General features: G+C 64.6%; 17 protein-coding genes and 2 pseudogenes. All 19 read left to right on the forward strand.

Features of this window, described 5'->3' with window-relative positions; translation table 11 throughout:
* Positions 1-117 precede the first annotated feature (117 nt).
* Positions 118-603: pseudogene (gene mraZ / locus AUC70_RS12445) on the forward strand (division/cell wall cluster transcriptional repressor MraZ); the annotation flags it as partial.
* The gene (gene rsmH / locus AUC70_RS12450) at positions 596-1,633 is read left to right on the forward strand and encodes a 16S rRNA (cytosine(1402)-N(4))-methyltransferase RsmH (RefSeq protein WP_083241543.1); all 1,038 of its coding nucleotides are present in this window, start codon (positions 596-598) and stop codon (positions 1,631-1,633) included. The pseudogene mraZ and the gene rsmH, both read left to right, overlap by 8 nt.
* A gap of 46 nt (positions 1,634-1,679) precedes the next feature.
* A complete protein-coding gene (gene ftsL, locus AUC70_RS12455) occupies positions 1,680-2,033 on the forward strand; it encodes a cell division protein FtsL (protein WP_069445173.1) in 354 nt (117 codons plus the stop codon).
* 12 nt (positions 2,034-2,045) lie between these two features.
* Positions 2,046-3,746, forward strand: coding sequence for a peptidoglycan D,D-transpeptidase FtsI family protein (locus tag AUC70_RS12460; protein WP_069445174.1), 1,701 nt, complete (start codon positions 2,046-2,048; stop codon positions 3,744-3,746).
* Positions 3,747-3,824: 78 nt separating this feature from the next.
* A complete protein-coding gene (locus AUC70_RS12465; protein ID WP_069445175.1) occupies positions 3,825-5,273 on the forward strand; it encodes a UDP-N-acetylmuramoyl-L-alanyl-D-glutamate--2,6-diaminopimelate ligase in 1,449 nt (482 codons plus the stop codon).
* Complete coding sequence (locus AUC70_RS12470; RefSeq protein ID WP_069445176.1) at positions 5,266-6,714, forward strand: UDP-N-acetylmuramoylalanyl-D-glutamyl-2,6-diaminopimelate--D-alanyl-D-alanine ligase; 1,449 nt, start codon at positions 5,266-5,268, stop codon at positions 6,712-6,714. Before AUC70_RS12465 ends, AUC70_RS12470 begins: the two co-directional genes overlap by 8 nt.
* A 59-nt stretch (positions 6,715-6,773) precedes the next feature.
* A pseudogene (gene mraY, locus AUC70_RS12475) lies at positions 6,774-7,861 on the forward strand (phospho-N-acetylmuramoyl-pentapeptide-transferase).
* A gap of 12 nt (positions 7,862-7,873) precedes the next feature.
* Complete coding sequence (murD, locus tag AUC70_RS12480; RefSeq protein ID WP_069445177.1) at positions 7,874-9,271, forward strand: UDP-N-acetylmuramoyl-L-alanine--D-glutamate ligase; 1,398 nt, start codon at positions 7,874-7,876, stop codon at positions 9,269-9,271.
* Positions 9,272-9,282: 11 nt separating this feature from the next.
* Positions 9,283-10,458 (forward strand): putative lipid II flippase FtsW, encoded by a 1,176-nt coding sequence (ftsW, locus tag AUC70_RS12485; protein WP_069445178.1) that lies wholly within the window; start codon positions 9,283-9,285, stop codon positions 10,456-10,458.
* The gene (gene murG / locus AUC70_RS12490) at positions 10,455-11,558 is read left to right on the forward strand and encodes an undecaprenyldiphospho-muramoylpentapeptide beta-N-acetylglucosaminyltransferase (protein ID WP_069445179.1); all 1,104 of its coding nucleotides are present in this window, start codon (positions 10,455-10,457) and stop codon (positions 11,556-11,558) included. The genes ftsW and murG overlap by 4 nt, the downstream gene beginning before the upstream one ends.
* A gap of 6 nt (positions 11,559-11,564) precedes the next feature.
* Positions 11,565-12,992 (forward strand): UDP-N-acetylmuramate--L-alanine ligase, encoded by a 1,428-nt coding sequence (murC, locus tag AUC70_RS12495; RefSeq protein WP_244505614.1) that lies wholly within the window; start codon positions 11,565-11,567, stop codon positions 12,990-12,992.
* Between the two features lie 35 nt (positions 12,993-13,027).
* On the forward strand, positions 13,028-13,909 hold the full coding sequence (gene murB / locus AUC70_RS12500) for a UDP-N-acetylmuramate dehydrogenase (RefSeq protein ID WP_083241544.1): 882 nt from the start codon (positions 13,028-13,030) through the stop codon (positions 13,907-13,909).
* A gap of 193 nt (positions 13,910-14,102) precedes the next feature.
* Positions 14,103-15,038, forward strand: coding sequence for a D-alanine--D-alanine ligase (locus AUC70_RS12505; RefSeq protein ID WP_069445181.1), 936 nt, complete (start codon positions 14,103-14,105; stop codon positions 15,036-15,038).
* A gap of 59 nt (positions 15,039-15,097) precedes the next feature.
* Positions 15,098-16,039 carry a cell division protein FtsQ/DivIB gene (locus AUC70_RS12510; protein ID WP_141702116.1) on the forward strand — a complete coding sequence of 314 codons (942 nt, stop codon included), beginning with the start codon at positions 15,098-15,100 and terminating at the stop codon, positions 16,037-16,039.
* A gap of 22 nt (positions 16,040-16,061) precedes the next feature.
* Complete coding sequence (ftsA, locus tag AUC70_RS12515) at positions 16,062-17,186, forward strand: cell division protein FtsA (protein ID WP_206599383.1); 1,125 nt, start codon at positions 16,062-16,064, stop codon at positions 17,184-17,186.
* The gene (locus AUC70_RS17595; protein ID WP_206599384.1) at positions 17,183-17,356 is read left to right on the forward strand and encodes a hypothetical protein; all 174 of its coding nucleotides are present in this window, start codon (positions 17,183-17,185) and stop codon (positions 17,354-17,356) included. Before ftsA ends, AUC70_RS17595 begins: the two co-directional genes overlap by 4 nt.
* Before the next feature lie 88 nt (positions 17,357-17,444).
* On the forward strand, positions 17,445-19,253 hold the full coding sequence (gene ftsZ, locus AUC70_RS12520) for a cell division protein FtsZ (RefSeq protein WP_342022304.1): 1,809 nt from the start codon (positions 17,445-17,447) through the stop codon (positions 19,251-19,253).
* A gap of 271 nt (positions 19,254-19,524) precedes the next feature.
* Positions 19,525-20,478: a UDP-3-O-acyl-N-acetylglucosamine deacetylase gene (lpxC, locus tag AUC70_RS12525; RefSeq protein ID WP_158007447.1), complete on the forward strand. Its 954-nt coding sequence runs from the start codon at positions 19,525-19,527 to the stop codon at positions 20,476-20,478.
* 243 nt (positions 20,479-20,721) lie between these two features.
* Complete coding sequence (locus AUC70_RS12530) at positions 20,722-21,633, forward strand: outer membrane protein assembly factor BamD (RefSeq protein ID WP_244505615.1); 912 nt, start codon at positions 20,722-20,724, stop codon at positions 21,631-21,633.
* The last annotated feature ends 4 nt before the right edge of the window (positions 21,634-21,637 follow it).

Below are 21,637 nucleotides of genomic sequence, written 5' to 3' on the forward strand. Positions count from 1 at the left end.
CACGGGGGGATCCGCGCCGCTTCCTCCACCCGTTACCGAATTCGCGGAAGGCCAGCGCCGAAGCGCAGTTTTTAGTTCCGTGTTCATCCAGTCGGCTTCGTAGCGCGTGAGGGGGAGATGGATCAGTTTGTCTCATCATTCACCAATAGGATCGACGCCAAGGGCCGTGTCTCGGTTCCCGCATCCTTCCGCACGGTTCTCGCCAAGGACGGGCTCGACGGCATCTACTGCTATCCATCGCTTGATGCGCCCGCGCTCGACGCCGGCGGCCAGCGCCTCGTGGATAAAATCAATTCTCTCGTCGAAGACATCGCGCCGTACTCCGATGAGCGCGATCAGCTCGCCACGGCCCTCTTCGGCACATCCGAAATTCTCTCAATCGATCAAGACGGTCGTACGATTCTTCCCGAGCGCCTGCGCGAACACGCCGGCATCACCAGCCACATCACCTTTGTGGGGCTGGGGGAAAAATTTCAGCTCTGGGAGCCGAAACGTTTTGAAGCGCATTTGGCGGAGGCGCGGGACAAAGTCCGCGACCTTCGCAAGTTACTCGGCGCGGGGCGCGCGGAAGCGGCGGTGCAGAGGGAACACGGGAATGATGACGGACCGCGGCAGGCCATCGTCTGTCGCTGGCGGACTGGTCCGTCACATTCCCGTGTTGCTTTCCGAGGTTCTGACGGCGCTCGGGCCTGAAGACGGCGACATCATCATCGACGGCACGTTTGGAGCGGGGGGCTATTCGAGAGCCATTCTCGAAGCGGCCGACTGCCGTATGTTCGCGATCGATCGCGATACGGAGGCGCTGGCCAACGCGCCGGCGCTCGCAACGGACTTCCCGGGTCGCTTCGAGGCCGTGCTCGGCCGCTACAGCGACATGGAAAGCCTCGCTACTGAAAACGGCATCGAGGCTGCCGACGGCATCGTGCTCGATATCGGGGTGTCGTCGATGCAGCTCGATGAGCCGGAACGCGGCTTCTCCTTCGCCAAAGACGGTCCGCTCGACATGCGCATGGGCGCGGATGGGCTCTCGGCGGCCGACGTCGTCAACACCTTTGAAGAAGCTCAGATTGCTGAAATCATTTATGTTTTTGGAGAAGAGCGCCGCTCGCGCGCCATCGCCAAGGCCATTGTCAGGGCCCGCGCGGAGGCGCCGATCGCGCGGACCGGCACGCTGGCGGACATCGTGGCCGGTGTCCTCGGCCGCGGCCGGGACCACACGAAACACCCCGCCACGCGGACGTTTCAGGCCCTTCGGCTTTATGTGAATGCGGAATTGGAGCAACTCGCCGAGGGGCTTAGCGCCGCCGAACGGCTCTTGAAGCCCGGCGGACGCCTGGTGGTGGTGACGTTTCACTCTCTGGAAGACCGGATCGTTAAGCGTTTCTTCACCAGCCGCAGCGCGCCGCCCCAAAAAGGGTCGCGGCATCTGCCCGATCACGAAGGCAAAGAATTTTTGCCAAGCTTCCAGCTTCTTAACCGTCGCCCCGTAGAACCGAGTGAGGATGAGGTCCGAAGCAACCCGCGGGCCCGGTCAGCCCGGCTCAGAGCCGGGCGCAGGACCGAGGCTCCGGCCAAAAAACCGGACTTCGCCGGGCTTGGGGTGCCCGAACTGCGCCGAACGGGGAGCGCTTGAAAATTTGCGTTGAGGGGGCGCGTCGCTGATTGGACGCGGTGTCGTGATGTTGCGTTTTGTGAATATCTGCCTGGTCCTCGGCCTCGCCGCCTTGGCCACCGTGATCTACCAAGTGAAATACGAGGCACGGAGCCTCGACGAGAAGATCGTACTGCTGAAGCGGCAGATCGAGGAAGAGCGCGATTCGCTGGCCGTGGCCCGGGCCGAATGGAGCCTTCTCAACAGCCCGGAGCGCATCGAGCGCCTCGCCAAGAAGTACCTCGAACTCAACCCTGCTAATCCGCAGCAGATCGTCATTCTCGACGAAGTCACCGAGAACGATTTTGCGCGGGTTCGCCAGTTGGCGCAGTCTGCCAAGACGGGTGATGCCAAAGCCGCAAACTACAAGGCGGCGAACTAGGCACGGATCCGAATGGCACAGCCCGAAAACCAGACTCCAACCCCAGCCGAAGCGCGCGCGGCGCGCGCCTATCACGCACGCTGCCGTACAAGGTTCCGGCTGGCCTGCCTGGGCTTCGCCTTGGCGTTCGTCTTGATTGGCGGACGGCTCGTATCGCTCGGCCTTGCCGGCAGCGGGCCGGGACGCGGCGGCGCCTACGACATCTCGACCACCATCCATCGCCCGGACATCCTCGACCGCAACGGTCAATTGCTGGCGACCGACATTCGCGGCGCGACGCTCTTCGCCGATCCCAAGCGCATCCTCGATGCCGATGAAGTGGTGAATGGCGTCGCGAGCGTGCTGCCGGACATCAACCGGGCCAAGCTCCGCAAGCAACTCTCAGGACGCGGGCGCTTCGTGCGCATCGCGCGCGAGCTGGCGCCCAGCCAGCAGCAGCGGGTGCACGATCTGGGGCTTCCGGGCCTAGGCTTCATTCAGGAGTACCGCCGCTTCTATCCGGTCGGACCGACCGCAAGTCATGTTGTCGGGCTGGTCGACGTGGACAATCGCGGTCTCGGCGGCATCGAGAAGTTCATCGACAACAACCCGCAGCTGACCATGATGAACCCGCAGACCGAGTCGGGCGGCGAGACCGTGGCGGTGTCGCTCGACGTTGGTGCACAGCACGTCCTGCGGGAAGAGCTCGCGAACGCAATGAAGCTCTATGAGGCCAAGGCCGCGTCGGGCATCGTCATGGATGTGAATACTGGAGAAGTCGTCGCCCTCGCATCGCTTCCCGATTTCGATCCTCATCGCCGCGAGGAGGCGCTGGACAAGAACCGGATCAACCGCGTCGGCTTCGGCGTCTACGAATTGGGCTCGGTCTTCAAGACCATCACGGTCGCCGGCATCCTCGATTCCGGTTTGGCGAACCTCAATTCCGTCTACGACGCTACCAGCCCCATCTATTTCGGCCGCTTCTCGATCAGCGACTTCCACGGCAAGCGCCGCCCGCTCACCGTCACCGAGGCCTTCATTTACTCCTCGAATATCGCCTCGGCGAAAATGGCGGTGCATATGGGTGTGCCGGCCCATCAAGCGTTTCTCAGGAAGCTCGGTCTGCTCGATCCCGTCGTCACCGAACTCGGTCCGAGCGCCGCACCGATCGTGCCCAAGCATTGGAAGAAGCTGAACACGATGACGATCGCCTTCGGGCACGGACTTTCGGTGACGCCGCTTCAGTTGGCGACGGCGACCGTACCGCTTATGAATGGCGGTCTTGCCATTCCGCCCACGTTCCTGCCGCGCACCCGCACCGAAGCGATGGCGGAGGCGAAACGTGTCGTCTCGCCGGAGACCAGCGCCGCGATGGTGAAGCTGATGCGGGAGAATGTGCTGCGCGGTTCGGGCAAGCGCGCGAACGCGGAAGGCTACCGCGTCGGCGGCAAGACCGGAACGGCGGAGAAGGTGGTCAACGGGCGCTATGCGCGGCACTCGCTGCTGAACAGTTTTCTGTCCGTCTTCCCCTCCGACGATCCGCAATACGTTGTCCTCGTGACCTTGGACGAGCCTCAGCGCGTCGAAGCCACGAACTGGAATTCGACGGCCGGCGTGAACGCGGCCCCGACCGTCGGGAAGGTCGTGGCACGGATCGCACCGATCCTCGGGGTTCAGCCCAGGCTCAGCGAGACGGCATCGCGGTTTGACGCCAAGACATCGGCCACCTATTAGAAGACGGCCGGGGCGCAAAACCAGCCGTCGCGGCCCTGAGTTTTTCTTTTGATATGAGCCGGTTGCGGGCAATCCGACATGACCCTCGGTGAATTGGTAGGACCGGAGGCGAAGCTGAGCGCGGCGGTTGCGGCACTCCCGATTGCAGGCATTGCCGCCGACAGCCGGGAGGTGAAGCCGGGCTTTCTCTTCGCGGCCCTGCCAGGCGTCAACACGGACGGAGCCCGGTTTGCGGCCGACGCCGTGGCGAGGGGAGCCGTCGCCGTCTTGGCATCCGAGCCGATGGATGTGGGCGCGCCGGTCATCGCGGTCCCTGATCCCCGCCGAACCCTTTCATTGATCGCGGCGCGCTTCTTCGGCGCACAGCCCGAGACGACGGTGGCCGTTACAGGCACCAACGGCAAGACATCGGTCGCTGCCTTCACGCGCCAACTCTGGAGCGATGGAGGCCACGCGGCGGCGAGCCTCGGCACGGTCGGCGTCGTATCGCCAAGCGGCACCAAGGTTCTACGGCACACCACCCCCGATCCGATCGAACTGCATGGTCTTCTCGCCGGCCTCGCGGGGGATGGCGTAACGCATCTCGCGCTGGAAGCCTCCAGTCACGGGCTGCAGCAACGGCGGCTCGACGGCGCCGTCCTGAAGGCGGGCGCGTTCACCAATATCTCGCGCGACCATTTGGACTATCACGCAAGCTTCGAAGACTATTTCGCGCAGAAGCTGCGACTGTTCACCGAACTCCTGCAGCCTGGCGCGACCGCGGTCATCGACATGGACAGCGCGGAGAGCGCGCGTGTTGCCGATGCCGCCAAACAACGCGGCCTGGAAATTCTCAGCGTGGGGCGGGCGGGCGAGACGCTGCGCCTCGTCTCGGCGGAGATCGAAGGCTTCGCGCAGCGGCTCGAGATCGAACACGCAGGCAAAATCTACGCGGTGCTGTTGCCGCTTGTCGGCGAGTTTCAGGCGAGCAATGCGCTGGTGGCCGCCGGTCTCGTCATGGCGACGGGCGCGAGCGCGGAAGAGGTGCTGCCGCGTCTCGGACAATTGCAGGGTGCGACGGGACGTTTGGAACTTGCGGGAACGTCTCACTACGGCGCACCGATCTTCATCGACTACGCCCACACGCCCGACGCGCTCACCAAAGCGCTCGACTCTTTGCGGCCTTACGCAGACAAACGGCTCTTCGTGGTCTTCGGCTGCGGCGGCGATCGCGATCGCGGCCGCCCGCAGATGGGCGCGGCCGCGGCGGCCAAGTCCGATGTGGTCATCGTCACGGACGACAATCCGCGCAGCGAAGACCCCGCCGCCATTCGCGACGAGATTCTGGTCGCCGTTCCGGGCGGCCGCGAGATCGGCGACCGCGCCACGGCGATCTCCGAGGCGATCCGCATGATCCGCGCGGGCGACGTCTTGCTCGTGGCTGGCAAGGGGCACGAGACCGGCCAGACCGTTGGAACGACCGTCATCCCGTTTTCCGATCACGACGCGGTCGCCGCTGCGCTGACCAAGGGGGCTCGACTTGGCTGATCCACTCTGGACGTTGGGTGAGGTTGTGAGCGCCACGGATGGCCGTTGCGAGGGAGACCCCGCCGCGCCGATTGCCGGGTTCTCCATCGACAGCCGCGCCATCGAACCGGGCGAAGGCTTCATCGCGATCCGCGGACCGAACCGCGACGGTCACGACTTCGTTCCGAAGGCCCTGGAGGCGGACGCCGCTGCGCCGTGGTCGAGGAGACGTTTCCGGCGGACACTTCAATCGCGCCGCGCGACGCCGATGCACCAACCGAGTTCGACGAGACGCGTCTGGTCCGGGTGCGCGACACGTTCGATGCGCTCAACGATCTCGGCCGGGCGGGCCGCGACCGCACCGACCATGGCTGTCGTAATCGCGGTGACCGGCAGTGCGGGCAAGACGGGAACGAAGGAAGCGCTGCGCGTCGCGCTGCAGCCGAGCGGCAGCGTTCATGCCTCGGCGAAGTCCTTCAACAATCATTGGGGCGTGCCACTCACCCTCGCGAACATGCCGCGCGATATCGATTACGGCGTGTTCGAAGTGGGCATGAACCACGCCGGGGAAATTGCGGCGCTCACGCGGCTTGTGCGCCCCCATATCGCGATCGTCACGACCGTGGCGCCGGTCCATCTCGGCTTCTTCGCTTCGGTGGAGGAGATCGCGGATGCCAAGGCGGAGATCTTCGAGGGGCTGGTACCGGGCGGGTCCGCCGTAATCAATCGCGACAACCCACATTTCGAACGCCTGGCTGCGGTCGCGCGCAGTGAGGGCGCGGAGGTTGTGTCGTTCGGCGAGCATGAGCAGTCGAAGGTTCGGGTCATGCACTGCGATCTCGGGCCGGACGGCTCGACGGTCACCTCGGACATCCTCGGCGAAACACTGACCTACCGTGTTGGCGCGCCGGGACGCCATGTGGTTCAGAACACGCTTGGCGTTCTGGCTGCGGTGAAACTCGCCGGCGCCGATCTCAAGGCTGCCGCCGACGCACTCGGCGCGCTTCAGCCGCCGGCGGGCCGCGGCCAGCGGTTTGTCATTGCGACGGAACGAGGACCCGTCTGCATCGTTGATGAGTCCTACAACGCCAATCCGGCATCCATGCGCGCGGCGCTCGCAACCCTGGGGCTCACGCCCCGCAGCGAATACAAGCGGCGGGTTGCCGTGCTTGGCGACATGCTCGAACTCGGCACGGAAGGCCCAAGACTTCATAAAGAACTGGCGGAAGCCGTTGACGCGGCTGGTATAGATGTTGTCTTTGCGTCCGGCACGGATATGGCCTCGTTGTTCGAAGCGGTGCCGAAAGAGCGCCGTGGGGCTTACGCCAAAACGTCTGAGGAACTGGCGCCGGTGCTATTGTCGAGTGTGCAGCCCGGCGACATCGTGATGGTGAAGGGCTCGCTGGGCAGCCGCATGGCGCCGCTTGTCGAGGGGCTCAAGCGCGAGTTCGAATACCGTTAATTCCGGCCGCTGGAGCCGCGGGGCCCGCAGGGCCGTCGAACAAGGGGGGTAGAAACGCGATGTTTTACTGGTTGGCGGAACTTGCGCCTGACGTCGCCGTTCTCAATATCTTCCGCTACATAACGTTCCGCACCGGCGGGGCCATCGTCACCGCGTTGCTGTTCGTGTTCTTCTTCGGGCCGCGCGTGATCCGCTCCTTGCGCGTGCGCCAGGGCAAGGGGCAGCCGATCCGCACCGAAGGCCCCCAGAGCCACATCATCCAGAAGCAGGGCACACCGACCATGGGCGGCCTGATGATCCTTTCGGGCCTCGTGGTTTCGGTGCTGCTGTGGGGCAACCTCTCCAACCCCTACGTCTGGGTCGTGCTGCTGCTGACGCTGGTCTACGGCGCGGTCGGTTTGTACGACGACTATCTCAAGGTCACGAAGCAGTCGGTGCTGGGTTTCGCGGGCCGCATCAAGATCGTCATCGAGGCGGGCGCGGCCATCATCGCGACCTACATCATCGCCTCTGTCGGAGAGCCGCCGCTCTCGACGACTCTGACTATTCCCTTTTTCAAGGACACCGTAATCCCGCTAGGGATGTGGCTGTTCGTGATCTTCGGGACTTTCATCATCGTGGGCGCCGGCAACGCGGTGAACCTCACCGACGGTCTGGACGGTCTCGCGATCGTTCCCGTCATGATCGCCGCCGCGACCTTCGGCTTCATCGCCTATGTGGTCGGCAACTCGCTCTTCGCCGACTACCTCCAGATCCATTTCGTGAACGGCACCGGCGAGCTGGCCATCATCTGCGGCGCGCTGGTAGGAGCGGGGCTCGGCTTCCTCTGGTTCAATGCGCCACCCGCGCTCATCTTCATGGGCGATACCGGCTCGCTCGCGCTTGGCGGCGCGCTCGGCACGATCGCGGTGGCGACGAAGCACGAACTGGTGCTGGCGATCGTCGGCGGTCTTTTTGTTCTCGAGGCCGTCTCGGTGATCGTGCAGGTCGCGTCCTTCAAGATGTTCGGCAAGCGCGTATTCCGTATGGCGCCGCTGCACCATCACTTCGAACAGAAGGGCTGGCCGGAATCGACCGTCGTCATCCGCTTCTGGATCATCTCCGTGTGCTCGCGCTCGCCGGTCTGGCGACCCTGAAATTGCGGTAGACTTCGTCCATCATGATTCCCGTTACGATCTTCGCTGGGCGCAAGCTGGCGGTCGTCGGCGCTGGCCTCAGCGGTCTTGCGACAGCGCGGTCCCTGCAAGAGGGCGGCGCGGACGTCGTCCTATGGGACGATAAGGACGCGGGCCGTGCCCAGGCCGCCGCAGCCGGCTTTACCGTCGAGGATCTGTCCGAGGCGGATTTGGGCGCGTTTGCCGCGCTCGTACTCGCGCCCGGCATCCCGTTGACCCACCCCGAACCCCATTGGAGCGTGAAGAGCGCGCGCGCCGGCATCGAAGTCATCGGCGACGTGGAGCTATTCTTCCGAGCGCGTGAGGCCTCCGGCGTCGACTGCAAGGTCGTCGCCATCACCGGTACCAACGGCAAGTCCACCACGACGGCGCTGACGGCGCATCTTCTGGAATCGGCGGGGAGGGACGTCGCCCTCGGCGGCAATATCGGTAACGCCGTTCTCGACCTCGCCCCGTTCGCGCAGGAGCGCATCTACGTCCTCGAACTGTCGTCCTACCAGATCGACCTCACGCCCTCGCTGAAGCCCGACGCAGCGGCGCTCCTGAACATCACCCCCGACCATCTGGATCGCCACGGGTCGCTCGAAGGCTATGCAAGCGTCAAGGCGCGAATATTCGCGCAGCTTGCGCCCGACGCGACCGCCGTGATCGGCGTCGACGACGTACCGTGCCGGGCCATCGCAGAAACGCTTCAGGACTCCTATGCGGTCAAGCGCATCTCGATCTCCGGCACCGTGCAGAACGGGGTCTGGGCGAGCGATGCGACGCTCATGGAAATGGAGGGCGGCAAGGAGGTCGCGCGCGCCGCCCTTGCAGGCGTCGGGTCGCTGCGTGGCGCTCACAACTGGCAGAACGCCGCCACCGCCTATGCGCTGGCCCGTAGCCAAGGCGTCGAGCCGGGCGTGCTCCAAGAGGGCCTGCGGAGTTTCGGTGGCCTCGCCCACCGCATGGAGCAGGTGGGACGAGCCGGCAAGGTGCTGTTCGTGAACGACTCCAAGGCCACCAACGCGGATGCCGCCGGGAAGGCCCTGGGCAGCTTCGACACCATCTATTGGATCGTCGGCGGCGTGGCCAAGGAGGGCGGTCTCGCGGGGCTCGAGTTCTTCTACCCTCGGATTGCGCGCGCCTATCTCATCGGCGAAGCCTCCGACGCGTTCGCGGGCCAACTCGGGGACGCCATCCCCCATATTGCCTGCGAGACGCTCGACCGTGCCGTGGAGCTGGCGGCCGCCGATGCAAGCCAATCGCAAGCGGACGAGCCGGTTGTGCTATTGTCCCCTGCCTGCGCGTCGTTCGACCAGTATCCGAATTTCGCCAAGCGCGGCGACGCCTTCAAAGAACTCGTGATGCAGCGTAACGGTGTCACAAGCCTTAGCGAGTAGGGTTGCGTGTCATGAGGATTACGCGCGCCGACAAAAGCGTCCTTTCCGATTGGTGGTTCACCGTCGATCGGCTGATGCTTGTCGCCTTGATGCTGCTGATGGGCGCGGGCGTCGTGCTGTCTTTGGCCGCCAGCCCGCCCATTGCCGAGAAGCTCGGGCTTGATCAGTTCCATTTCGTTCGGCGCCATGTGGCGATGCTTCTGCCGGCATTTGCGATCATGTTCGCCGCTTCCACCCTGACGCCGAAGCAAATCCGGCGCGCGAGCCTCATCTCTCCTGATCGGATCGCCTTGATGATAGGCATTCTGTTCGTCGGGCCGGAGGTGAAGGGCGCCAAACGCTGGCTGCACATGGGTCCCATCGGCATCCAGCCCTCCGAATTCGTGAAGCCCGCCTTCATCGTGCTCACCGCCTGGCTCTTCAACGAGAGCCAGAAGCGCAAGGATGTCCCCGGGCTGGAGCTTGCGATCCTGATTTACGCCGTGTTCGCGCTGCTCCTCATTCTGCAGCCGGATTTCGGCCAGACGCTGCTCGTCAGTATCGTCTGGGGCGGACTGTTCTTCATGGCCGGGATCAACATGATCTGGATCGTGGTCCTGATCGGCCTTGGCGTGCTGGGGCTGCTCTCCGCCTATTTCCTGCTGCCTCATGTGGCCTCGCGTATCGACCGGTTCCTGTTTCCGGCCTCCGGCGATACCTACCAGTCGGATCGCTCGCTGGAGTCCTTCCTGCGCGGCGGGTGGTTCGGGCGCGGACCGGGCGAGGGGACGGTCAAGGATGTCCTGCCGGACTCCCATACGGACTTCATCTTCGCCGTCGCGGCCGAGGAGTATGGCCTGATCGCCTGTCTGATCCTGTTGATCCTGTTCGCCTTTATCGTCCTGCGGGGGTTGTCGAAGGCCTCTCAAGAGACCGATGGCTTCATCCGGCACGCCATCGCGGGGCTCGTGATGCTGTTTGGATTACAGACCTTGATCAATATGGCCGTGAACGTCGGTCTGCTGCCCGCCAAGGGGATGACGCTGCCCTTCATTTCCTTCGGCGGTTCATCCATGCTTGCCATGGCGCTCACCATGGGCTTTACGCTGGGGCTGACCCGCAAACGACCGAGGGCGGGGCGACTGGAGTATTCGGCAAGCGCCGCGCATGATGGGGATCCTGCGAAGGCCAGGGGGCAGACGGCTTGACCCAGACCATTCTACTCGCCGCCGGAGGCACGGGCGGACATCTCTTCCCGGCGACGGCACTGGCCCAGGAACTGACGCGCCGCGGCTTCGCGGTGGAGCTGGCGACCGACGAGCGGGCCGGGCAGTACGGCACCGACTTTCCCGCACGCGCCACCTACGAGGTGCCCTCGGCCACATTCTCGGGGCGGTCTCCGGGCGCGGTGATGAAGACGCTGTCCACGCTGGGGAAGGGCTATTTCCGGGCCCGGCGCCTGCTGGAGATGGTGCAGCCGCATGTGGTGGTCGGCTTTGGCGGCTATCCCACGCTTCCGCCCTTGCTCGCCGCGCGCTCGCTGGCGATCCCGACGGTGCTGCATGAGCAGAATGCGGTCATGGGGCGCGCCAATCGCCTGCTGTCCCGTTTTGCCGATGCCATCGCCTTATCGTTCGGGACCACGAAGCATCTGCGGCGCAGTGCCGAAAAGCGCTCGGTCGTGACCGGCAACCCGGTGCGCGATGCGGTCGTGGGGTTCCGCGATCAGGACTATGCGCCGCCGGAGGCCGCGGGCCGGCTCCTGCTACTCATCTTCGGCGGCAGCCAGGGCGCGCGCTTTTTCTCCGAGATGATGCCGGAAGCTTTGGCTAAGCTGCCGTCGCCCCTGCGCTGGCGCTTGACGGTTGTGCAGCAGGCGCGGCCCGAGGATGTCGCTGAAGTGCGCGACGCCTATCGTGAAGCGGAAATTACGGCCCACGTGGCGCCTTTTTTCAAGGATTTGCCGGAGCGGATCGCGAACTCCCATCTCGTTATCTCACGGGCAGGGGCGTCGACCGTGGCCGAGGTGACCGCGATCGGGCGTCCGGCCATTCTCGTGCCGCTGCCCCATGCGATCGACAACGATCAGCTCGAGAACGCGCGCCGCCTCGAAGAAAGCGGCGGCGGCTGGTGTATGCACCAGTCCAGTATTTCGCCGGAGTTCTTGGCCGGTCGGCTGGAGGAATTGCTCGCTAATCCGGACAGGCTGGCCCAGGCGGCCGCCAAATCCAAGGCCATGGGCAATGTCTATGCGGTGAACAGGCTCGCCGACCTCGTGGCGGATCTGGCCGGACCGGACGGAGCGTAGGCGACCATGCATTTGCCACCGCCTGACACCACAGGCCTGTTTCATATCGTCGGCATTGGCGGCATCGGCATGAGCGCCATCGCCGAGGTCATGCACACGCGCGGCTACCGGGTCCAAGGCAGCGATCTCAAGGACGGGCCCAACCTGGCGCGGCTTCGCGACCATGGGATCGAGTGCCTCATCGGGCACGACCCCGGCAATGTCGAGGGCGCGTCCTACCTCGTGATCTCCAGCGCGGTGAAGCCGGGCAACCCGGAGTTCGAGGCGGCGCAGGAACGCGGCATCCCGATTATCCGGCGCGCAGAGATGTTGGCCGAGCTCATGCGTCCGTGCACGACCGTGTCGGTGACCGGAACCCACGGGAAGACCACCACCACGTCGTTGGTGGCGGATCTCTTTATGGCGGCGGGCTCGGATCCGACCGTGATCACCGGCGGCATCATCAACGCCTGGGGCACCAATGCCCGGATCGGCCAGGGCGAATGGATGGTCGTCGAGGCCGACGAGTCCGACGGGACCTTCCTCAAGCTGCCGACCCAGATCGGCGTCATCACCAATCTCGATCCGGAGCACATGGACTTTTGGGAGTCCGAGGAAGTCCTCCACCAACCTTCGAGCAATTCATCGAGAGCATCCCGTTCTACGGCACGATGGCTTGCACCGACCATCCGGTCGTGCGCAGCCCTGATGGCCGCGCTCGGCGGCGCGGAGAACGGACGGCGGACGCTGACCTATGGCGTGTCGCGCTCGGCTGATCTGCGGCTGTTCAATGTGCGCCCCGATCACGCCACCATGACGTTCGATGTCCGCCTCGGGTCCGGCGTCGCCGGCGGCGCGCGCGAGATCAACGATCTGATGCTTCCCGCGCTCGGCCACTACAACGCGCTGAACGCAATCGCCGCGCTGGCCGTCGCCACGGAAGCCGGTATCAGCGACGATGCGATCCGCGCGACCCTGGCGAACTTCTCCGGTGTGAAGCGCCGCTTCACCCGCGTCGGTGAGTGGCAGGGCGTCGCGATCTATGACGACTATGCCCATCACCCCGTGGAGATCGCGGCGGTCTTGCGCGGCGCGAACGCCGCCGGGAAGGGCCGCATCGTCGCGGTCATGCAGCCGCACCGCTACACGCGGCTCCAGGCTTTGTTCAACGATTTCTCGGCGTGCTTCGACGATGCCGACGTGGTGATCCTCACGCCGGTCTACTCGGCTGGTGAAGCCCCGATCCCCGGCATCGACCGGGACGAACTTGCCCGCAGCCTGCGGCGTCACGGTCATGCGAACGTGCTCATGGTCGACGACGGAGAGTCGCTGGTAAGCACGGTCGCCTCGGTAGCGCAGGACGGCGATCTCGTGGTGGGGCTCGGCGCCGGCACGATCACCGATTGGATCAACGCGCTGCCGGCCAAGCTCGCCGCGCAGGGAGGCGCTTCGTGAGCGGAACGAAATTGTACGAAATACTCGTTGCGGCGATGCCGGACTTGCGGGGCCGCCTCGGCGCCGGATCGGTCCTCAAGGACTACACGTGGTTTCGCGTCGGGGGTCCCGCCGAAGTGCTGTTCTCGCCCGCCGACGAAGCGGATCTCGCTTATTTCATGAAGGCGCTGCCGGCTGACGTGCCCGTGACGACGATCGGGCTCGGCTCCAATCTCCTCGTGCGCGATGGCGGGATCGACGGTGTTGTCATTCGCCTCGGCCGCGGCTTCAACCAAATCGAAGTCGAGGAGGGGAGTCGGCTTCGCGTCGGCACCGCTGTGCCCGATACGAAAGTGGCGCGCGCTGCAGCAGATGCCGGGATCGCGGGGCTTGCCTTCTACCGGGGCATCCCCGGCGGCATTGGCGGCGCCTTGCGCATGAATGGCGGTGCGCACGGAACCGAGACCTGCGATGTCCTCGTCGAGGCGCGGGCGTCGGACCGCTCGGGTAACATCCACGTCCTTTCCGTGGGCGACATGGGCTACACGTACCGGCATTGCGGGGCGCCGGAGGATTACATCTTCACGGAGGCGCTGTTCCAGGGGCGCCCCGGCGATCCCGCAGAGATTCTCGCCGAGATGGACGAGATCGCCGCCTATCGCGAAGAGGTGCAGCCCATCAAGAGCCGTACGGGCGGCTCGACCTTCAAGAACCCGCAAGACAACAAATCCTGGCAGCTCATCGATGCGGCCGGCTGCCGGGGGCTCGCCGTGGGGGATGCGAAGGTCTCCGAATTGCACTGCAACTTCCTCATCAACGAGGGCAATGCCTCGGCGGCCGATCTCGAAACGCTCGGCGAGACCGTGCGGGAGCGCGTCAAGGAAACGAGCGGCGTCCAGCTCGAATGGGAAATCAAGCGCCTCGGCAAGCCCGCCTAGCCGCCGGCCCATCCTTCGGTCCTCTTCGGCGTGGCCTACGGGCTACAGCTCCCCATTTTTCGCCCAAAATCAATCGGCGTGCGCCGTCGCGCAATTACGGTTAATGCAGCGTTAACCAAATCGGGGTGTCTTGCGTAGTGAAGGACGCGAGGCGCTCTTTCCGCGTTTCAGTCCAAGTCACAAGGGCCGTTCCATGACCGAAAAACAAACCCACGTCGCCGTCCTGATGGGAGGTCTGTCCTCCGAGCGCGAGATATCGCTCCGGTCCGGCACCGCCTGTGCCGAGGCCCTCGAGGGCGAAGGCTACAAGGTCACCAAGGTCGATGTGGGCCGGGACGTCGCCGAGCGTTTGGCTGCGATCAAGCCGGATGTCTGCTTCAACGCGCTCCACGGCAAGTACGGCGAAGACGGCTGCATCCAGGGCGTTCTCGAGACCATGGGGCTGCCCTACACCCATTCGGGCGTTCTGGCCTCGGCGCTCGCCATGCACAAGGAACGCGCGAAGGCTGTTCTCCGCGAGGCTGGCGTGCCGGTGGCCGAAAGCCGGGTCGTAAGCCGGGCCGAAGCGGCGAAGGGGCACCCCATCGACCCGCCTTATGTGATCAAGCCGCCGGCAGAGGGCTCATCCGTCGGCGTTTACATCATCCGTGAAGACCAAGCGCACCCGCCGCAGGAGCTGATGTCCGCCGATTGGGCGCTGGGCGAGGAACTGATGGTGGAGCGTTTCATCCCCGGCCGCGAGCTCACCTGCGCCGTAATGGGCGACGAAGCGCTGGACGTGATCGAGATCCGTCCGGCCGAGGGCCTCACCTTCTACGACTACGAGTCGAAATACGCCCCGGGAGGGTCAATTCACGTCCTCCCGGCGCCAATTAAACTAAATGTTTACCAATTGGTACAGAAGCTGTCGGTAGCGGCTCATAGGGCACTGGGCTGCCGTGGGGTCAGTCGGAGCGACTTCCGTTACGACGACCGGCCGGATGGAACGGGGGAACTGATCTGTCTTGAGGTCAACACCCAACCGGGCATGACGTCCACGTCGCTGGTGCCGGAGCTTGCCGCCCACAAAGGGCGATCGTTTGGTGAGCTGGTCCGTTGGATCGTGGAGGATGCGTCGTGCAATCGCTAGGCACGTCAAGAGGTTACGGCAGACAAGGAGGGTCCCGCAGGGCGCCGGTGGCGAACCGCGTGGCGAGCCCTTACGAGCGCCAGCTCCCCGTGCCGCAAGGACGCCGGACGGTCGCGACGAAGGGACCGAGGCAGATACAGCTCGGCCGCACGCGCCGGGGTCCCCTCGGCGCCAAGTGGCAGCTCTTGTGCGCTGCGTTCGTGGCCAGCGCGGTCCTCTATGGCGCGATCGTCGGCGGTCAAATCGAAAAGATTTTTAACGCGACGGTAACAGGCGCCGAGCGCGCCGCCGTCGCGATGGGTTTCGGGGTCAAGCGCGTGGTCGTCGAGGGGCAGAAGAATGCCACCGACTATGCGATCACGACGACTCTCGGCGCCGGGCCCGAGACATTCATGCTGGCCTTCGATACGGACGCCGCCAAGGACCGCCTGGAGGCGGTTCCGTGGATCCGCCATGCGCGCGTGATGCGCCTTCTGCCTTCAACCTTGCAGGTCGAGATCGAAGAGCGCGACCCATACGCGATTTGGCAGAACAAGAGACAGACCTTCGTCGTCGACAGCGAAGGCGTCGTGTTGGCGCCGGCGCTGCCGCAGGCCTTTCCGCACCTGCCGCTCGTCGTCGGCGAGGGCGCCGGTAAGCACGCGGCAGCCCTCTACCAGACCCTTGAGCCCTACAAGGATCTGAGAAGCCGGATGCTCGCGGCCTTGCGCGTCGGCGACCGCCGCTGGACGCTGAAGCTGCGCACGGGCACCGAAATCATGCTGCCCGACGGCAATATCGAGATGGCCCTGGATGCGCTTCAGAAGCTCGAGCGGGAACGCGGAGTATTCGAGCAGGATATCGCCGCCATCGACATGCGCCTCCTGGACCGGATCACGCTGCGTCTGCGCGAGACCACGGCCGCGTCCGCTCAGGACGCCACGACGCCTGCCGGCGTGCCCACATCGGCGACCGGCACGATCAATCAGCCCGCAATCCATCAACCCAACGGCAGAACGTAAGAGGGAGCTTGAGGGCAGGGGGATGACCTACAACCCATCGATCAGAGGAAAGCGCCAGCGCATCGTGACCGCTCTCGATATCGGCACGAGCAAAGTGTGCTGCCTGATCGGCAAGACGTCCGACATGCCCGATTGGGCCGAGGGCGGCACTGACGCCGTCCAGTTCGACGTGCTCGGCTTCGGTCATACGCGCGCCGAAGGTCTCAAGGCCGGCATGGTGACCCATCTGGACAGCGCCGAGCGCTGCATCCGTGCCGCCGTCGATTCCGCCGAACGCATGGCCGGTGTGATTGTCGAGGACGTGCACGTCTCGGTGACGGCCGGACGCCTCAAGAGCGACAGCTTCTCGGCGGGCGTTGGGCTTCCGTCCGGTTCCGTGCGGGAAGACGATGTGCAGCGCCTGCTCGCCGGCGGCCGCCAATACGCCGCCCGCGACCGGCGTACGGTCCTGCATGCTCTGCCCACTGATTTTCGCCTCGACGACAACGGCGGCATCTCCGAGCCGCACGGCATGTGCGGCGAACGCCTGTCCGTCGATCTGCATACCGTTACCGCGGACGATGCCGCGACCCGCAATCTGATGCTCAGCGTCGAGCGCTGCCATCTCGGCGTTGGCGGTCTGGTGGCGGCGCCCTATGCCAGTGCACTGTCCGTCGTGACGCCCGATGAAGCGAAGCTTGGCGTGGCGGTCATCGACTTCGGTGCCGGAACGACGACCTTATCGGTCATCGCCGATGGACATTTCCTGCATGCCGATGCAATCGCGCTTGGCGGTCACGGCGTGACGGTCGATATCGCGCGCACGCTCGGCGCGCCGATGGAGCATGCCGAGCGGCTCAAGACCCTGCATGGCAGTGCGTTCGCAACGCTGTCCGACGAACGCGAAATCATCACCTATCCGTGCGTGACCGGCGTCGCGCAGGGGAACATCAATCAAATCACGAAGGCCCAACTCGCCTGCGTCATCCGTCCGCGCGTCGAGGAAATCCTCGACCTCATGCGCCACCGGCTCGCATCGAGCGGCTTCCCGGCAGAGGTCGCCCAGCATCTGGTGCTGACCGGCGGCGGAAGCCAGCTTACGGGCCTCGTCGAGCTTGCCTCGAACATGTTTGGCGCCCGGCGCGGCTTGGCCGCCCGCGCGTCATGACGGGATTGCCGCCTGCCGCCGCCGCGCCGGATTTCTCCGCCGCGATCGGTCTGCTTCTGCATTGGGCGCGCGGTGACGAAAGGCTCGGAACCCAAACCGGGCAACGGTTCTTGCGTACGGGGACAGGCTACTTCGCCCGGATGGGCGAGTGGATCATGGAGAATTTCTAACGGACACGAAGCCGGACGCCGCGCGTTAAATGGGGGTGTGGGTGTCGGCTCAATAGCAAGGGGCAATTCGCAAGGATTGGAAGCCACCATGACGATCAATCTCAAAGTGCCAGATCTGACCGAGCTCAAGCCGCGGATCACCGTTTTCGGTGTGGGTGGCGCCGGCGGAAACGCCGTGAACAACATGATTGAGCGCGGGCTCAACGGGGTCGAATTCGTCGTCGCCAATACCGACGCGCAGGCCCTGGCAAGCTCAAGCGCCGAACGCCGCATCCAGATGGGCAACAACGTCACCGAGGGTCTCGGTGCCGGGTCCAAGCCGGAGATCGGCGCCGCCGCCGCCGAAGAAGCCATGGCGGACGTGAAAGCTCACCTCGTCGGTTGCCATATGGCCTTCATCACGGCCGGTATGGGTGGTGGAACCGGAACAGGCGCTGCGCCCGTTATTGCCCGTGCCTCCCGGGAGGAAGGCATTCTGACGGTCGGTGTCGTCACCAAACCATTCCAGTTCGAAGGGGCGCGCCGCATGCGCGCTGCCGAGGCCGGTATCGAGGAGCTGCAGAAATACGTCGATACCCTGCTCATCATTCCGAACCAGAACCTGTTCCGGATCGCCAACGAGAAGACGACCTTCACGGACGCTTTCGGCATGGCCGACGACGTGCTGCGCTCCGGTGTCGGCTGCATCACCGACCTGATGGTCAAGGAAGGCCTCATCAACCTCGACTTCGCCGATGTCCGGACGATCATGGCCGGCATGGGCAAGGCCATGATGGGAACGGGCGAGGCAAGCGGCGACCGGCGCGCGATCGACGCTGCCGAGGCTGCCATCTCGAACCCGCTGCTCGACGATGTCTGCATGAAGGGCGCGAGCCGCCTTCTGGTCTCGATCACGGGCGGCAGCGATCTGACGCTCTATGAAGTCGACGAGGCCGCCAGCCGCATCCGTACCGAGGCGGATGAGGACGCCAACATCATCGTCGGCGCGACCTATGATGACGAGCTTGACGGCTTGATCCGGGTGTCCGTGGTTGCCACGGGGATCGGGACACTCTCGGTCGAGGAGCAGTCTCCGGAGACGGCGGCACAGCCGCAAGCCGATCGCGGGCGTCTGACGGAGCGTCTGGCCGGGCTCACGATGGTCCCGGGCGGCAGCCCCGACGAACCGGTTGATCTGGACGAGAGCCTCATGGTGCCTGCGCAGGAGCCGGCCAAGGATGCTCAGGTCTGGCATGCGCCGAATGACGTGACCATCGAGAAGCGGCCTCAGGCTGTCGGCGGCGTTGCCCTGCCGCGGCCGCCGGCCGCGCCGAAGCCGTCGGAAGCGCCGCGCAATTTCCAGCCTGCGCCTCCGGCCGCCATCAAGCGGCCCGTACGCCGCATGCCGAGTGTCGAAGAACTGCCCATGGTGGCTCAGAAGGCCCTTCAGGCGAAGGCGGGCGAGAACGATGCCGCTGGCCTGGATGCCCACAAGAAAAAGGTCGGCTTCTTGGAGCGCCTGGCGAACGTCGGGCGGGGCAAGAAGGATGACGATGCGGAAATGTCGCCCAAGATGGAGCCCGACTTTGCGCCGACCCCGGTGGCGGGCCGTCCGGCACCGCGTCCCCCCGGCACCGCCTGCGGCCGCCGCACAAGCTCAAGCCGCCCCGGCGCAGCCGCCGCGGCCCCTGAATGTGCAACGGCCCGCCGTGCAGCAGGCCCGGCCGCCGCAGCGTCTCGATACCCAGCCGCGGGTCGTCCACACCCAGGCGGCAGCAGCCGTCGCGCAGGTAGAATCGCTCGGGGACGACGACCTCGAGATTCCGGCTTTCCTGCGCCGCCGCGCGAACTGATACGGGGGGCGGGCGTTAACGATAATGCCTGCCCCGTCACTCCGGTTTTAGAAAATATACGCTAGATCAATAAGTTACGGGCATTACAGGCCCGTAATAGAGTGTAAGAAACCGTGATTTGTCCCATGTCTGACCGAGGGGGTATGGTTCCTAATAGATTGATTGGCCGACTCAAATAGGCACACCCGATAGACCGACAATAAAGGGTGACGCGATCCGAGAAATAGGGAAAACGGATCGATGATAATGCCGAAGACAGCCGATCGATTGGGGGGCCCGGAGCTTTCTCCGGGCTTGAGTAGGGGCCTAAAGACTGCGCGGGGGCCAACGGGGGCCATGAAAGGTTTCATCGGGGCAAGGCAAACAACGCTTGCCAACGAGATTTCACTCACAGGTATCGGGGTCCATAGCGGCGCTCCTGTTTCCTTGACACTGTGTCCGGCCGACAGCGACACCGGCCTTCGCTTCCTAATTTCCAATGATGACGACGCGGACGGCGTTGAGATTGCTGCCGATCAGCAGTGTGTCTCCGGCGTTACGCTCTGTACGGTTCTCGGCGACGGGAACGGTGCTTCGGTCGCGACTGTCGAGCACGTGCTTGCCGCGCTCCGCGGTCTCGGCGTCGATAACGCCCTGATCGAGATCGACAGCGGCGAAGTACCGATCATGGACGGCAGCGCCGCCCCGTTCGTCGAAGCGATCGACGAGGTCGGGATCGCCGAACTCGAGGCACCCCGCCGCTTCCTGAAGGTTCTCAAGCCGATCTGCGTCGAGGAAAACGGCGCCGTCGGCGAACTGACCCCCTACAATGGCTTCCATCTCGACGTCGAGATCGACTTCGAGACCCCGCTGATCGGCAAGCAGAACCTGTCGATTGAGCTCAATCCGGGCGCTTTCCGCCGCGATATCTCCCGCGCCCGCACTTTCGGCTTCATGAGGACGTCGAGCAGCTCTGGGCCGCCGGCCTTGCACTCGGTGCCTCCCTCGACAACACCGTCGCCATCGGCGGAGGACCGCGTCATCAACCGTGAAGGCCTGCGTTACGCCGACGAGTTCGTGCGGCACAAGGCCCTGGACGCCGTTGGCGATCTGGCTCTGGCTGGTGCACCGATCCTCGGCGCCTATCGCAGCCGTCGCGGCGGCCATCGGCTCAATGCTCTGGTTCTCAAGGAGCTGTTCGCGGATCCGGACGCCTGGACCATGGTCGAGGCCCCGCGCTACCGCGACGTGCGTCATGCCGAGCTTACCCCCGGCCTGGCGGCAGCCCACTTTGCGGCCGATCGCAGCTAGCGCGCCTCGTTCCTAAACGATTTGAAGTAAATTTGTGGCATCGTGCCGCTAATCTAGCGGGACGATGTCTGCCGTTTGAGGCGCCTGAGGCCCAAAAGACACCATAATACAGGAGTTTGTTGTGGCCTCGTCCGCTTAGCGCTTGCCCTTGGCGGATTTTGCGTGACATTGACCGCATTGATGACCGGCGATTTGAGGGGGAACATGTCCGGACCGGCTCGGCCGTCTTTTGGGACAGCACAGGTGGAACGGAACAGACGGCTGCTCTCGGGGCTGCTGTCGGTTGCGCTTCTTCTCACCGTGCCGCTGGTCGGCGGTTGTGGCTCCTTCGGAGGCTTCGACTCCCTAGGCTCGGGCGGCGGCCCGCTGGGCAAGTGGTTCGGCAAGAAGGACGAGGTCCCGCCGCTCAACACCGACCCGGCCGAAGTCATCTACGGCCAAGCCGATCAGATGGCCGATCAGGGCAAGTTCAAGGAAGCCGCCCGCCAATACGAAGAAGTCGATATCGCCCATCCCTATTCGCGGGAAGCGCGCCGGGCCATCATCATGGCCTCTTACTCCTATTATCGTGCGGGTAAGTACGACGAGGCCATCTCTTCCGCCGACCGGTATCTGACGCTGCATCCGGGCACTCAGGAAGCCGCCTTCGCGCAGGACATCATCGCGAAGTCCTATTACGACCGGATCCTCGATCCCAAGCGGGATCAGACCTTCGCGCGCCGGTCGCTGGGCGCCTATGAAAAGTTGGTTCAGCGCTACCCGTCGTCGGAGTACGCCGCCGAGGCTGCAAACCGCATCCGAATCCTGCAGGATCTGATCGCCGCAAGCGAGATGCAGGTCGGGCGTTACTATCTGCGCCGGAACAACTATCTTGCAGCCATCAATCGCTTTAAGACGGTGGTCACCGAGTACCAGACCACCGAGCAGGTCGAAGAGGCCTTGATGCGGCTGACCGAGGCCTATATGGCGTTAGGTATCGTTAATGAGGCCCAGACGGCGGCCGCCGTGCTTGGCCATAACTTCCCGGACAGTAAGTGGTACAAGCACGCTTACAAACTCCTAGGACAGCGCGGTCTCGAGCCTCAGCAATATCAGGGGTCGTGGATCACCCGGGCGTGGAAGACCCGAAGCTGGACCGGCGCCGGGCAAACCTAATAGG

Source organism: Methyloceanibacter stevinii, from assembly GCF_001723355.1.
Classification (GTDB): domain Bacteria; phylum Pseudomonadota; class Alphaproteobacteria; order Rhizobiales; family Methyloligellaceae; genus Methyloceanibacter; species Methyloceanibacter stevinii.

Bases quoted from the DNA above. Each gene is read 5' to 3' on its own strand.
- ftsL (WP_069445173.1), top strand. From the start codon at position 1,680: ATGTTGCGTTTTGTGAATATCTGCCTGGTCCTCGGCCTCGCCGCCTTG.
- murB (WP_083241544.1), top strand. From the start codon at position 13,028: ATGCCGGACTTGCGGGGCCGCCTCGGCGCCGGATCGGTCCTCAAGGAC.
- murD (WP_069445177.1), top strand. From the start codon at position 7,874: ATGATTCCCGTTACGATCTTCGCTGGGCGCAAGCTGGCGGTCGTCGGC.
- rsmH (WP_083241543.1), top strand. From the start codon at position 596: ATGATGACGGACCGCGGCAGGCCATCGTCTGTCGCTGGCGGACTGGTC.
- ftsW (WP_069445178.1), top strand. From the start codon at position 9,283: ATGAGGATTACGCGCGCCGACAAAAGCGTCCTTTCCGATTGGTGGTTC.
- AUC70_RS12505 (WP_069445181.1), top strand. From the start codon at position 14,103: ATGACCGAAAAACAAACCCACGTCGCCGTCCTGATGGGAGGTCTGTCC.
- ftsZ (WP_342022304.1), top strand. From the start codon at position 17,445: ATGACGATCAATCTCAAAGTGCCAGATCTGACCGAGCTCAAGCCGCGG.
- AUC70_RS17595 (WP_206599384.1), top strand. From the start codon at position 17,183: ATGACGGGATTGCCGCCTGCCGCCGCCGCGCCGGATTTCTCCGCCGCG.
- AUC70_RS12460 (WP_069445174.1), top strand. From the start codon at position 2,046: ATGGCACAGCCCGAAAACCAGACTCCAACCCCAGCCGAAGCGCGCGCG.
- AUC70_RS12465 (WP_069445175.1), top strand. From the start codon at position 3,825: ATGACCCTCGGTGAATTGGTAGGACCGGAGGCGAAGCTGAGCGCGGCG.
- lpxC (WP_158007447.1), top strand. From the start codon at position 19,525: ATGAAAGGTTTCATCGGGGCAAGGCAAACAACGCTTGCCAACGAGATT.
- ftsA (WP_206599383.1), top strand. From the start codon at position 16,062: ATGACCTACAACCCATCGATCAGAGGAAAGCGCCAGCGCATCGTGACC.
- murC (WP_244505614.1), top strand. From the start codon at position 11,565: ATGCATTTGCCACCGCCTGACACCACAGGCCTGTTTCATATCGTCGGC.